At 69.9% G+C, this 12804-nt stretch carries 13 protein-coding genes; 6 read left to right on the top strand and 7 right to left on the bottom strand.

Going from position 1 to position 12804, the window contains the following annotated elements; genetic code table 11:
* Window positions 1-104 precede the first annotated feature (104 nt).
* From ACZ7L5_RS17380 to ACZ7L5_RS17370, 3 genes are all read right to left on the bottom strand, one after another.
* The gene (locus ACZ7L5_RS17380; protein ID WP_471517479.1) at window positions 105-1946 is read right to left on the bottom strand and encodes a serine/threonine-protein kinase; all 1842 of its coding nucleotides are present in this window, start codon (window positions 1944-1946) and stop codon (window positions 105-107) included.
* Window positions 1947-2132: 186 nt separating this feature from the next.
* A complete protein-coding gene (locus ACZ7L5_RS17375) occupies window positions 2133-2525 on the bottom strand; it encodes a PPOX class F420-dependent oxidoreductase (RefSeq protein ID WP_363036466.1) in 393 nt (130 codons plus the stop codon).
* A gap of 74 nt (window positions 2526-2599) precedes the next feature.
* Window positions 2600-3775: a MalY/PatB family protein gene (locus ACZ7L5_RS17370; protein WP_471517477.1), complete on the bottom strand. Its 1176-nt coding sequence runs from the start codon at window positions 3773-3775 to the stop codon at window positions 2600-2602.
* A 185-nt stretch (window positions 3776-3960) separates the two neighbouring features.
* Here ACZ7L5_RS17370 and ACZ7L5_RS17365 point away from each other — a divergent pair, with 185 nt between their 5' ends.
* The gene (locus tag ACZ7L5_RS17365; RefSeq protein WP_471517475.1) at window positions 3961-5319 is read left to right on the top strand and encodes a S1 family peptidase; all 1359 of its coding nucleotides are present in this window, start codon (window positions 3961-3963) and stop codon (window positions 5317-5319) included.
* A gap of 83 nt (window positions 5320-5402) precedes the next feature.
* Window positions 5403-5660 (top strand): hypothetical protein, encoded by a 258-nt coding sequence (locus tag ACZ7L5_RS17360; RefSeq protein WP_471517473.1) that lies wholly within the window; start codon window positions 5403-5405, stop codon window positions 5658-5660.
* On the opposite strand, the gene ACZ7L5_RS17355 is transcribed toward ACZ7L5_RS17360, so the two are convergent.
* The 3 genes from ACZ7L5_RS17355 to ACZ7L5_RS17345 all read right to left on the bottom strand — a co-directional run bounded on the left by ACZ7L5_RS17355 (window position 5647) and on the right by ACZ7L5_RS17345 (window position 7359).
* Window positions 5647-5820, bottom strand: coding sequence for a hypothetical protein (locus ACZ7L5_RS17355; protein WP_471517471.1), 174 nt, complete (start codon window positions 5818-5820; stop codon window positions 5647-5649). The two genes, ACZ7L5_RS17360 and ACZ7L5_RS17355, sit on opposite strands and share 14 nt — an antisense overlap.
* A gap of 89 nt (window positions 5821-5909) precedes the next feature.
* Window positions 5910-6095, bottom strand: a complete 186-nt coding sequence (locus ACZ7L5_RS17350; protein ID WP_328884230.1) for a hypothetical protein — start codon at window positions 6093-6095, stop codon at window positions 5910-5912.
* A gap of 100 nt (window positions 6096-6195) precedes the next feature.
* Window positions 6196-7359, bottom strand: coding sequence for an ROK family transcriptional regulator (locus ACZ7L5_RS17345; RefSeq protein WP_471517469.1), 1164 nt, complete (start codon window positions 7357-7359; stop codon window positions 6196-6198).
* A gap of 190 nt (window positions 7360-7549) precedes the next feature.
* Here ACZ7L5_RS17345 and ACZ7L5_RS17340 point away from each other — a divergent pair, with 190 nt between their 5' ends.
* The 4 genes from ACZ7L5_RS17340 to ACZ7L5_RS17325 are packed head-to-tail and all read left to right on the top strand — an operon-like array spanning window position 7550 to window position 12028.
* A complete protein-coding gene (locus ACZ7L5_RS17340) occupies window positions 7550-8515 on the top strand; it encodes a carbohydrate ABC transporter permease (RefSeq protein ID WP_328420017.1) in 966 nt (321 codons plus the stop codon).
* Window positions 8516-8533: 18 nt separating this feature from the next.
* Entirely contained in the window at window positions 8534-9451 is a 918-nt protein-coding gene (locus ACZ7L5_RS17335) for a carbohydrate ABC transporter permease (protein WP_365063649.1), read from the top strand.
* Window positions 9452-9473: 22 nt separating this feature from the next.
* The gene (locus ACZ7L5_RS17330; protein ID WP_471517467.1) at window positions 9474-10811 is read left to right on the top strand and encodes an ABC transporter substrate-binding protein; all 1338 of its coding nucleotides are present in this window, start codon (window positions 9474-9476) and stop codon (window positions 10809-10811) included.
* 14 nt (window positions 10812-10825) lie between these two features.
* Window positions 10826-12028 (top strand): Gfo/Idh/MocA family protein, encoded by a 1203-nt coding sequence (locus ACZ7L5_RS17325; RefSeq protein ID WP_471517465.1) that lies wholly within the window; start codon window positions 10826-10828, stop codon window positions 12026-12028.
* 42 nt (window positions 12029-12070) lie between these two features.
* Here the strand turns inward: ACZ7L5_RS17325 and ACZ7L5_RS17320 are convergent, their stop codons facing one another.
* Complete coding sequence (locus ACZ7L5_RS17320; RefSeq protein ID WP_471517463.1) at window positions 12071-12772, bottom strand: L,D-transpeptidase family protein; 702 nt, start codon at window positions 12770-12772, stop codon at window positions 12071-12073.
* Window positions 12773-12804: the final 32 nt, after the last annotated feature.

The raw sequence follows: 12804 nt of genomic DNA, 5'->3' as shown, positions 1-12804 counted from the left end.
TCGACGGTTCGTGGACTTCTCGGCACGTACGGATGCGTTCACCAGGGTCCCGCAGGCGCGACGGGACCCGTCCCCAAAGGCCGCCAACGCGGCATGCGACGGGCTCAGTACGCCGGTTTCAGCCCTCCCGCGGGCAGCTTCTTGCCGTCCTCGCGGGCCACGCTGCACATCACGTGGCGGAAGCCGGCGTCCCACTCCTCGTCCGTGGAGGACCAGCCCCACATCTCGTGCCCCTTGCCGCGGGCCCAGTCGACGCCGTACTTCTCCTCGCAGAGCCCTCCGGTGTCGACGCTGTCCGAGGAGCCCTCCCCGGAGGCCCAGGTCCAGCCGGCCACCTGCTCGTCGTGCGGCCCGTCGCAGCTCACCAGGGTCTCGGTGGACGAACCGTCCTCGTCGTCCTCGGAGTTGATGCAGTCACCCGGGCCCAGTTGAGTGATGTACACCTCGTCGCCGAACCTGCGGAAGTCGCCGAGCGGGCCGCCGACGGTGGCGTTCTTGAGGAACAGCAGGCAAGCCGATGCCGGCGGCTCGCTCTGGCCGGCCTCGGGGATCAGGACGTACAGCACGGGGTCGGGCATGGTGCCCCGCAGGTCCGCGGTGCGCCGGGTGCACTCACCCTGTACGGACTTCGCGTCCGGTGCCGGTGCGGTGCGGTCGGCCGTGACGGCCGCGATGACCTGACCCTCGGGGTCGTCGTCGTGACAGTCGACGAGCTTGAGGCCCGGCCGCCCCTTGAAGTCGTCGCCCTTCCATTCGGCGTCGACGCACTGGCCCGCCGTGAGGCCGACACGCAGGCCCACCTGTCTGCCGTACGGGTACGTGCTGCGGGTGGCGGTCGGGGACGGGACAGGGGAAGGAGTTCCGGCAGGCTTCGCCCTGACCTGCGGACTCTGCGTCCCTTCCCCCGCGTCGCCGAAGGTGACGGCACCCAGCGCGAACCCGCCGCCCCCGACCAGCACGGCGGTGAGCGCCAGGAGGACGGGCAGTCGCCGGACCGGGGTGGGGAGCGAGCTCAGCGGTGTACGGCGGGTGGGGGTGGAGCTTCCCTCGCCCTCGTCCGGCGGGGCAGGTTGGCCGGGCCGTGAGCCACGGGTGCCGAGCGTCTCGCCCGCCGCCTCGGCGAGCAACTCGGCCGCCTCCGCCGCCTGGATGCGCTTCAGCGGGTCCTTGGTCAGCAGGCCCATGATGGCGCGGCCGAGCGGGGCGCTCGCTCGCTGCGGCACGGAGGGTTCCGTGTTCAGTGCCGCGAGGAGGCTGGCGTCGAGTGTGTCGCGTTCGAAGGGGGCGGTGCCCTCGACGGCGAAGTAGAGGGTGACGCCGAGCGAGAACAGGTCGGAGGCGGCGGTCGCCTCGCCGCCGGCCAGCCGCTCGGGTGCCACGTAGCCCGGGGTGCCGACGACCATGCCGCTCCGGGTGATCCGGGTTTCGCGGGGCCGCAGCGAGATGCCGTAGTCCGTGAGCAGGACCCGTCCGTCGACGGTGCCCGAGTGGTCGGGCGCCAGCAGGATGTTGGAGGGCTTCACGTCCCGGTGGATGATGCCGAGCCGGTGCCCGGCGCGGAGTCCGTCGAGGGCTGCTGCCCCGATCCGGGCCGTCTCCTCACTCGACAGCGGGCCGCGCTGCCTGGCCACGGCGTGCAGGTCGCGGGTACCGGGCAGGTACTCCATCACGATCCACGGACGGTCGTCGTCCTCGACCACGTCGTACACGGTGATCACGTTCGGGTGCTCGCGCAGCTGCGCGGCCTTCAGCGCCTCGTCGCGCCCCCGGTCGGCGGGGTCGCCGAGCCGTGCGTCCGGCTCGTCCGGTACGTCGATCTCCTTGACCGCGACCTGTGCCCGGAGCTTTTTGTCCTCGGCCAGCCAGACGCTACCTCCGCCGCCGGCGCCGAGCCGCTGCCGCAGCCGGTACCGCCCGGCGATGATCCGCTCCCGCTCCCCTGCCACCAGCGCTCTCCCCCTTCGCCCGCGCACCGAGCGCGCCGTACCCACGACGCCCCCGGCCGCCGCCTCCTGCCCGACGGGCACGACGGACGGACGGCACGGGCGGTCGTCGGCACCATGCTCACTCGACTCGGACGGGAACCCTCCCGAAGCGCTCCGCTACCCCCTGGGCGCGGCCACCACCGGGGGTCAGCCGGCCGGCGTCAGCGTCAGGCGGATGCCGACCGTGCCGTTCACGCCGCGGCGCAGTCGGCTGCCGAAGAGGGTGAGGCGGCCGGTGATGCCGTACTTGCGGGCGATGAGCCGGCGGTAGTGGGCGCTGGTGGCCTCGTCGCAGATCTCGGCGGTGGCGGGGACCTGGTCGCCGGTCGGCCTGCCGCGCAGGTCGCAGGGGCCGACGAGGACGTCGCTCCGGGCGCGGATGCGCTTGACCTTCCACGAGTCGGCCACCGTCCACACGCCCAGGGCGTCTCCGTCGCGGACCACCCAGACCGGCGTGGCGACACCGGTGCCGTTCTTGCGGTAGCTGGTGATGAGCAGGTACTGGCCCGCGCCGAGCGTCTCGAGCGACGTATCGTCCATGGCTCGCAGTTTAGGCAGGGCGGGTGCGGGCGGCGGAGGTGGGGACGCCAACGGGGGCGCCCCCGTCGTGCGGCTCAGTCGAGGGCCGCCGCCATGCGACGTACGCCCTCCGTGATCAGCTCGGGTGATGTCGCCAGGTTCAGCCGTACGTGCCCCGCTCCGCCGGTGCCGAAGGGGATGCCGGAGTTGAGCGCGACCCGGCCGCGCCGCAGGAAGACGTCCGCCGGGTCGTCGCCGAGGCCCAGGGCGCGGCAGTCGAGCCAGGCGAGGTAGGTGGCCTCGCCCGGGCGGTGGGTGATCGCCGGGAGGTGTTCGGCCAGGAGGTCCGCGAGCAGGCGCCGGTTGTCGTCGAGGCCCGTCAGCAGGGCGTCGAGCCAGGCGGTGCCGTCACGCAGGGCGGCGCTGTGGGCGATGATCCCGAGGTGGCTGGGACCGTGGCTGACCTCTTCCGGCATCCGGTCCAGGTCGGCGGCGGCCGCGGGTCCGGCGATGGCCAGGGCCGCCTTGAGGCCGGCCAGGTTCCACGCCTTCGACGCCGACATCAGCGACAGCCCGTTCTCGGCTCCGGGGACGCGCAGATACGGCACGAAGTCGACGCCGCCCGCGGTGACCGGTGCGTGGATCTCGTCGGCGACGACGCGGACGCCGTGGCGGTCGGCGAGTGCGGCCACGGCGGCCAGTTCGTCGGCGGTGTGCACGGTGCCGGTCGGGTTGTGAGGGCTGCACAGCAGGAAGGCGGCGCGTCGGCCGCCCGTGGTCGCCCGCCGGAACGTCTCGTCGAGAGTGTCGAGGTCGATGCGCAGGTCGGCGCCGAGCGGGGCCTCGACCACCTCGCGGTCCATGTGCTCGACGAACATGTAGAACGGCGGATACACGGGTGAGTTCACGACGATCGGATCGCCCGGTCCGGTGACCAGTTTGAGCATTTCGACCACGCCGAGCATGACGTCGGGCACGATCGCCGTTCGCTCCACGGCGACCTCCCAGCCCCACCGCTTCTCCGCGAAACCGGCGAGCGCCTCGGCGTAGCCGGTACCCGCCGGGTAGCCGGTGTCGCCGAGTTCGAGGGCGTCGGTGAGTGCGCGCACGATGGGTTCGGCCAGTGGCACGTCCATCTCGGCCACCCACAGGGGCAGCACGTCCTCGGGGTAGGCGCGCCACTTCATGCTCGTACGCGATCGAAGGCGGTCGAGGGTCAGTGCGCGCAGCGGATTCGGTTCACCGGACATTTCGTGCGGAATCCTGGTCATGAGGCACAAGATAGGGGGATGTGCCGGTGTCCGGGAACGGTGAGGACGCGCAGTGGCCGGTGACGGGCGGTGAATTGCCCGTGCGGTGAACACGCGCGTACCGGGCCACGTATGGAGTGAGGGTGCTCAACCACGGGAGGGCCCCGCGGCGTTGACGCCGCGCTGTACTGGTTCGGGAGCCATGCATGAGGCACGCACGACGACGTCTCGTCCGGCGAGTGACGCGACTGGCGGCGGTCGGCGGACTCCTCCTCGGAGGAACGATGGTCACACGCGCCGTGGCGAGCGAGCCCCCGGACGCCTCGGCCGTCCCGCGCACCTACGCCGCCTCGGCCGGCGACTCCGGCAGCGAGCTGGTCTCACGGCTGGGCACGTCCCGTACGGCGGGCAGTTGGATCGGCGCCGACGGGAAGGCGGTCGTCGCGGTCACCGACGAGGGCGCCGCCGCCGAGGTGCGCAAGGCCGGCGCCCAGGCGAAGATGGTCGACCACAGCATGGACGAGATGAAGTCGGCGACGTCGACGCTGCGTTCGGCGCCCCGGGTGGCCGGTACGGCGTGGGTCATGGACTACCGCTCCAACGAGGTGGTCGTACGAGGCGACAGCACCGTCTCCGCCGCGGACTGGTCCCGGATGACGAACCTCGCGGCGGACATGGGCGGCTTCGTCCGCATGGAGCGCACCGAGGGCACGTTCACGACGCGCATCAACGGGGCGCTGCCGCTGCTGTCGACGGCCGGGCGCTGTTCGGCCGGCTTCAACGTGACCGACGGACGGCGCGACTTCATCCTCACCGCCGGGCACTGCGGTCCGAACGGTTCGGTGTGGTTCGCCGACAACCGGGGCCGGCAGCAGATCGGGCAGACGATCCAGCAGAGCTTTCCCGGCGGCGACTTCTCCCTGGTCCAATACGCGAGCGGGGACGCCGGGGCGGGAGCCGACGTCGTGTCCATCGGCGAGGGCAAGGGCGTGCGGATCACCGGCGCGGCCGATCCGGCCGTCGGACAGAAGGTGTTCCGCAGTGGCAGCACGAGCGGGCTGCGCGACGGCGAAGTGACGTCGCTCAACGCCACGGTCAACTATCCCGAGGGCACGGTCACGGGCCTGATCGAGACGAACGTGTGCGCCGAACCGGGGGACAGCGGCGGTCCGATGTTCTCCGAGGGGGTCGCGCTGGGCGTGACGTCGGGGGGCAGCGGTGACTGCAACGCGGGCGGTACGACGTTCTTCCAGCCCGTCACCAAGGCGCTGACCGCGCTCGACATGAAGCTGATCGTGGCCGGACAGAACGGCTCCGGTCAGGGCGCCGCGCCGGCCCCGTCGCAGGACGCGGGCGCGCCCGGTGACGCGTCGCCCGGTTCGACGGCGCCGGTGACGGGCGAGGCCGCCGTGACGCTGCTGTCCCGGCTCGCGGACCCGAAGAACGTCGGTCCCGGTCTGCTGGTCATCGCGGGCAGCCTGGTCGCCCTGGCGGCGACCCGTTTCATCCGGGCCGAGCAGGACCGCAAAGCGTACCGGCGGTACTACTCGGCGACCTGGGGGTGAGTGGCCCGTCACCCGAGGGTGCGCACAAGGGTCGCCACCACCGCTCCGGTCAGCCCGATCACCCGGCGCACTGTGGGGGGTTCATGCAGCAGCACGAATCCCAGGACGACGGGCAACGCGGGGTGGAGCGAGGCGAGGACCATGGCGACGGCCGGCAACTGCCGCTGGGCGGCGAGCAGGGAGAGCCAGAGTGCGGGCGGGTGACGAGGAAGCCGGGCCAGCCGAGCGCGCCTGGCCGGTCGCCGAGCAGCAGCACCGCGCCCAGCACGGACAATGCGACGGACGTGACGGTGCTCGCGGGCACGACGGTGCTCATCGCGCCCCGGCTCAGGCCCGGTTGAGGAAACGCATCGCCGCAGCGCTGCCGACGCCGGACAGGGCGCCCCGAGGCAGATCGGTGAGACGTACGTCACCGGCGGGGGGATGTGCACGCCGGGAGGGCATTCCGCCGGCGAAGTCGACGATGCCGTGGCAGACCGCCGAGGTCAGTGAGGAGGGCACCCATGGGATCAGGGGTGCCCGCGTGGGGCGTTGCGATGCGCGGCGAGAGGGGCCGAGGAGGATGCTCGGGCCTGCGCCGAGGCGAGCGGTCAGGCCGCCTTTGCCGGCTGCAGGGCCGCGGCGGCCCACTCCAGGACGAGGCGCTGGTATTCCTCGCGCTGCTCGACGCTCAGTGTCCCGCCCGACCGGCGCCACAGCGCCCGGATCTCCTCGTTGACCTCGTCAGCCGATCGATCGGAGGCGATTTCAACAGTGGTGGACATGCTGTGAAGCATACGGCGCCGCAGGTGAAGGCCATGTGAGTAAGACTGCGCAATATGGACATAACGGACAGTGTTGCTGATCACGTCCATCTGTCCCCGCAGATCGCGGAGTTCAGGCGTCGCCCGTCGCTCCCAGCACCAGCACCTGGATCGCCAGCACGGCCGCGCCGCGGGCCCAGTCGTGAAAATCGGACACCTTGGTCTCGAGGTCGATCGACGCGGCCAGCGGATGCCGCTGGGCACGGATGGTCTCCGTCACAGTCTTGCCGGCGACATCCATGAGGCCCACCCCTTCGCCCGCGAGAAGGATCTTCTGCGGCAGCACGAAGTTGGCGATCTGGGCGACCAGGGTACCCAGGGCGCGGGCCGCCTCCTCGACGACCCGGGCGGACATCGGCTCGCCCGCCGCGGCACTCTCCAGGATCTCCTCGTACGTGCGGTCGCGGCCGGTGGCGGCCTGGACCTGGTAGCGGATGCTGGGGATGGTCAGCAGGGAGACGGCGCTGCCACGTGCCCCTTCGGGGGTCAGCGGGCCGTTCGGGTTCACGATCCAGTGGCGGCCGAAGCCGCGGTCCTCCTCGGCGTAAGGCACCCGCTTGCCGCCGAGGACCAGTCCGTAGCCGATCCCGGCGCCGATGGTGAGGACGACGAAGCGGTCGAGGCCGCGGCCGGCGCCGAACCAGGTCTCCGCCTCGACCAGGGCGGCCACGTCGTTCTCCACGACGACCGGGAGCCCCGTGCGTTCCTCGACAAGTTCGGCGAGAGGCACCCCACGCCAGTCCAGGAACGGGGACTCCCCGACGACGGCCCGGTCCTCGACGAAGCCGCCCACGCCGATGCCGATCCCGGCGAGCCGCGGGTGGTCCCCGGCGAGCGCGTCGGTCATCTCCCCCAGCAGGTCCACGACCGCGGCGGGTTCACGGGTGACCAGGGGGCGGTCGTAGCGGGCGACGATTTCGCTCCTGAGGGTGGTCAGGACGCCGTAGACCATGTCGTCGGTGATCTTGAAGCCGAGGAAGGAGAGGGAGTCGGCGACGACGTCCAGCGGCTGGGACGGGCGCCCCTGGCGCACCTCGGCCGGAACGCCCGCTTCGGGCACCTCGACGAGGAGGCCAGACTCGATCAGCGGTTTGGTGAGCCGGGTGAGGCTGCCCGCGGACAGGTCGAGCCGCCGGGCGAGCTCGGTACGCGACAGGGGCCCGCCGACGAGCACCTCGATCGCCACCGAGCGTTCACCGGGACTGAGAGGGGGCCAGCTGTCGGCTACTGGGGTCATGGTCGTCAGGCTCCCACATGATCTTTCTCTGGTTTTACTCTCTGATTTTTTTCTATGCGAAACCAACGAGACCAGTCTAGAGCGCCCGGGCTGGCTTGAAGAAGATGTTTGCGTGCCTCTTGACTGCTGGATTCTTCCGCGACGAAAGTAAGTGGCGCCGAGGATGAGCCGCAGACGAGGGAGTCTCCTGATGACCATCGCCTCCAGCAGCCCTCCTTCGCGCCTGCCGCTGGGTGGCGCCGAGGGAGCGGGGACCAAGTCGAGGACGCGGCGGGCGCGCTCCCGCGAGAACGAGGGGGACGGGCGGCTCGCCGCGGTGTTCATCGCTCCGGCGATGCTGGGCTTCCTGGCCTTCCTGCTCTGGCCGACGCTGCGGGGCATCTACCTGAGCTTCACCCGCTTCAACCTGCTCACGCCGGCGGAGTGGGTCGGCCTGGACAACTACGTGCGGATGGTCCACGACCCGATCTTCTGGGAATCGCTCGCGGTCACCGTCGAGTACGTGGTCATCAACATCGGCGTCCAGACGGTCTCGGCGCTCGCCATCGCCGTACTGCTGCAGCGGCTGACCCAATCGGCGGTGCTGCGCGGGATCGTGCTCACGCCGTATCTGATGTCGAACGTCGTCGCGGGCATCGTCTGGCTGTGGATGCTGGACACCCAGCTCGGCATCGGCAACGAGATCATCGCGGGGATCGGCGCCGACCGCATCCCGTTCCTCGCGGACGAGACCTGGGCGATACCGACGATCGCCCTGATCAATGTGTGGCGGCATGTCGGGTACACCGCGCTGCTGCTGTTCGCCGGTCTGATGGCGATCCCCAACGACATGTACGAGGCCGCGAAGGTCGACGGCGCGAGCGAGTGGCGCATGTTCTGGCGGATCACGATGCCGTTGCTGCGACCGGTCCTGGCGGTCGTTCTGATCATGACGGTGATCGGTTCGTTCCAGGTGTTCGACACGGTCGCCGTGACGACCGCGGGCGGACCCGCGAACGCCACGAACGTCCTGCAGTACTACATCTACGGCGCCGCCTTCGGGCGCTTCCAGTTCGGGTACGCCTCGGCGATGTCGGTGGCCCTGCTGGTCGTGCTGAGCGCGATCACCGTCCTGCAGTACCGGCTCACCCGGGCCGGCCAGAGCGACCTCGGCTGAGGGAAGGGAGACACCGACATGGCTGCCGTGGCAGACACCACGACCGTACGGCGCGTCAGGCGCAGGCCCTCCTTCGGACGGGCCGTGGCCTGGGCGGTGATGGCCGCCGTCGTGCTCATCACGCTGTTGCCGTTCTACTGGATCCTGCGCACCGCGCTGTCCTCGAACACCGCGCTCGCCGCACACCCCGGCGATCTGCTGCCCGTGGATCCGACGACCGGAGGCTTCGAGCGTGCGCTCGGTCTGCAGTCGGCCGAGGAGGCGATCGCCCAGGGCGGTTCGGGCGGCGGGCTCAAGTTCTGGCGCTATCTGATCAATTCGGTGATCGTCTCGACTCTGATCACCGTCTGCCAGATCTTCTTCTCCGCCATGGCGGCGTACGCCTTCGCCCGGCTGCGCTGGCGCGGGCGGGAGAAGGTGTTCGGACTGTTCCTGGCCGGGCTGATGGTGCCCGCGATCTTCACCCTGCTCCCCAACTTCGTGCTGATCAAGCAACTCGGCCTGGTCGACAACCTGTTGGGCGTGGCCCTGCCGACGATGTTCATGACGCCGTTCGCGGTGTTCTTCCTGCGGCAGTTCTTCATGAACGTGCCGCGGGAGGTGGAGGAGGCCGCCCTGCTGGACGGGGCCGGGAAGATCCGGATCTTCTTCCGGGTGATGCTGCCGATGGCGGCCACGCCGATCCTCACGCTGGGCCTGCTGACGTACATCACCGCCTGGAACGACTACTTCTGGCCGTTGATGGTGTCCTACAGCGACAGCTCGCGCGTGCTCACCGTCGCGCTGGCCATCTTCCGGGCACAGACCCCCCAGACGGGCTACGACTGGTCCGGCCTGATGGCGGCCACGCTGATCGCCGCCCTTCCGATGCTCGTGCTGTTCGGCTGCTTCGCACGGCGCATCGTCAGCTCCATCAGCTTCACCGGCGTCAAGTAAGGGGACTGGGATGCGAGTTCGGATGCGTACGATCCTGGCCCTGTCCGGGGCGATGGTGCTGTCCCTGGCCACCGGCTGCGCGCAGGGCGGCGCGGCCGGGTCGGGCGGGAACACGGTGACGTACTGGCTGTGGGACGCCAATCAGCTGCCCGCGTACCAGGCCTGTGCGAAGGGGTTCGAGAAGCAGAATCCGGGCCTGAAGGTGAAGATCACACAGATGGGCTGGGCCGACTACTGGACCAAGCTCACCGCGAGCTTCATCGCGGGCACCGAGCCGGACGTGTTCACCGACCACATCCAGAAGTTCGGGCAGTTCGCCGACCTGAACGTGCTCGAACCGCTGGACGACCTCGGTATCGACGACTCCGCCTACCAGGCGGGGCTGGCCGCCAACTGGAAGGGCCAGGACGGCCATCGCTACGGCGCGCCCAAGGACTGGGACACCGTCGCCCTCTTCTACAACAAGAAGATGGTCGAGGAGGCCGGGCTCGCGGCCGACGGGCTCGACGGCCTGTCCTGGAACCCGAAGGACGGCGGCACCTTCGAGAAGACCATCGCGCATCTGACCGTCGACAAGAACGGCAAGCGAGGCGACGAGAAGGGCTTCGACAAGAACAACGTCAAGGTGTACGGGATGGCGACCGGCGGCGCGGGGGACGCGGACGGCCAGACCACGTGGAGCCCGTTCGTCGCCTCGGCGGGCTGGCACTACACGGACCGGGCGCGCTGGGGCACCAAGTACCAGTACGACAGCAGGACATTCCAGTCGGTGGTCGACTGGTACTTCGGACTGGCGAAGAAGGGCTACCTCGCGCCCTTCACCGACTACACCGACGGCGCCAACCCGGCCAACGCCCAGGTCGCCTCCGGCAAGGCGGCGACCGCCTTCGACGGCGCCTGGATGATCTCCACCTACTACGGCACCAAGGGTCTCGACGTCGGCACCGCACCCACGCCGACCGGCCCGACCGGCAAGCGGGCCACCATGATGAACGGCCTCGCCGACTCGATCACCAAGAACGCCCGCAACAAGGAGGGCGCGAAGAAGTGGGTGCGGTATCTCGCCTCGAACGAGTGCCAGAAGGCCGTCGGCGGCTACGGCATCGTCTTCCCCGCGACCCCTGACGGCACCGAGGCGGCCGTGGCGGCGTACGGGAAGAAGGGCATCGACGTGTCCGCCTTCACCGAACCGGTCACCGACAGGAAGAACTCCACCATGTTCTCCTTCCCGATCACCGACTACGCGGCGGACGTGTACTCCCTGATGCGCCCCGCGATGCAGGACGTCTACGCCAACGACGCCCCGGCGAGCGGCCTGACCAGGACCAACGACCAGATCAACCTCATCCTCGGCCAGTGAAAGGCACACACTCCATGACGTTCTCCCTCGGCATCGTCGGCGCCGGCCAGTTCTCCGGCCAGTTCGCCACGCTGTTCCAGGCCCACCCCGGTGTCAGCGACGTGTACGTCACCGATCTGCTGCCCGAACGGGCCGAGCAGCTCGCCGACGCACAGGGACTGGCCGGCACCTTCCCCTCGTACGAGGCGATGCTGGAGTCGGCGGCCGTCGACGCGGTCGCCGTCTTCACCCAGCGCTGGACCCACGGCCCGCTGGTGCTGCAGGGCCTGAACGCCGGCAAGCACGTCTACTCCGCGGTTCCGATGGCGATCACCACGGAGGAGATCGCGGCGATCATCGACGCGGTCAAGGCGACCGGCCTGACGTACATGATGGGCGAGACCAGCGAGTACAACCCGGCGACCGTGCACGCCCGCAACCAGATCGCCGAGGGCGCCTTCGGGCGGCTCTTCTACGCCGAGGGCGACTACGTCCACGACATGGACCTGGGGTTCTACGAGGCGTACCAGTACAGCGGCGGCGAGAACTGGAAGGCGACCGCCAGCTATCCCCCGCTGCTCTACCCGACGCACGCGGTGGGCGGTGTGCTCGGGGCTTGGCGAACGCATGCGGTGAGCGTGTCGGCGATCGGGGTCGTGGACGACCGGGGCGACGGGGTCTTCGACAAGAGCGTCAGCCAGTTCGGCAACGACGTGTCCAACGCGACCGCGCTGTTCGAGGTCGCGGGCGGTGGCTCGTTCCGTACGAACGAGTTCCGGAGGGTCGGCTACCCGTCACACATACGGGAGTCGCGGTTCCGGTTCTTCGGCACCGAGGCGAGCATGGAGCAGCTCGCCACTGTGGCCTTCTGGCAGGACAAAAAGGGCGTCAGGGACATCAGTGAGCTGCTGGAGCCCAAGCCCACCATGTCCCCCGACGACCCGTCGCTCCAGCACATCGCGCCGGAGCTGCGGGCGGCCTTCACCTCGGGGTCGGCGCCCGTGCACGACCGCGCCCGGCTGCCGCGGGCCTTCGACAACCTGCACAACGGCCACGAGGGCAGCCACCACTTCCTGGTGGACGACTTCGTGACCGCGGTCAACACCCGCACACTGCCGTCCGTGAACGCGTGGGTGGCCGCCCGCTACACCCTGCCGGGCATCGTCGCGCACGAGTCGGCGCGGCAGGGCGGGGCCAGGCTGGAGATCCCGGACTTCGGGGACGCGCCGGAGGCGTGACGTTTCTCCCCGCTCGCCCGCGAGCCGGGTGCCTGCCGTCTGTCAGGTGCCCGGCTTGCGGCCGTACACATAGACGTCGTCGCCGTTCTTCAGCAGCGACCAGTACTTCTTCGCGTCGGTCTTGGTCATGTTGACGCAACCGTGCGAGCCGGGCGGGTTCCACATGCTGACGCCGACCGAGTGGAAGGCCTGGCCGCCGTCGAAGAACTGGGCGTACGGCATCGGCACGTCGTAGATGGTCGAGACGTGGTCGATGTTGCGCCAGTAGATCTTCTTCAGACCGGTGCGCGTCTCGTAGCCGTTGCGGCCGGTACGGACCGGCACCGGGCCGTACACCAGCTTCTTCCCGTCCTGGATCCAGCTCAGCTGGAGCGAGAGGTTCACGCAGGCGATGCGGCCCTTGTTGACGGGGCACTTGCCGTCCTTGTTGGGGTTCGTGCCTACGGCCTTCTGCTTGTTCATGAGGTCCATCACGCCCCATGTGACGGGCCCCGCGTAGCCGGCGTTCGGGGTGATGCCGTGCTTGGTCTGGAAGGCCTGGATGGCCTTGCAGTCGGCGCTGGACTGCTTGCCGTCGACCGGCCGGCCGAGGAACTTCTCCACCTTCTTCTGATACGGGCCGGCCTGCGTCGTGCAGCTCGGAGCCGCCTGCGCCGGTGCGGCGGCGATCGTCAGCGCGAGCGGTGCGACGAGTCCTGTGGTGATGCCGAGTGCGACGGCACGCCGTCTGTGTCTGTCCCCCATGGCCGGGCCTCTCCCTTGGGTGTTCCTGTGGA

It is taken from the genome of Streptomyces sp. NPDC107528, assembly GCF_055639295.1.
Note: the sequence above shows the minus strand (reverse complement) of the source record. Positions and strands in the feature narration are given on the sequence as shown.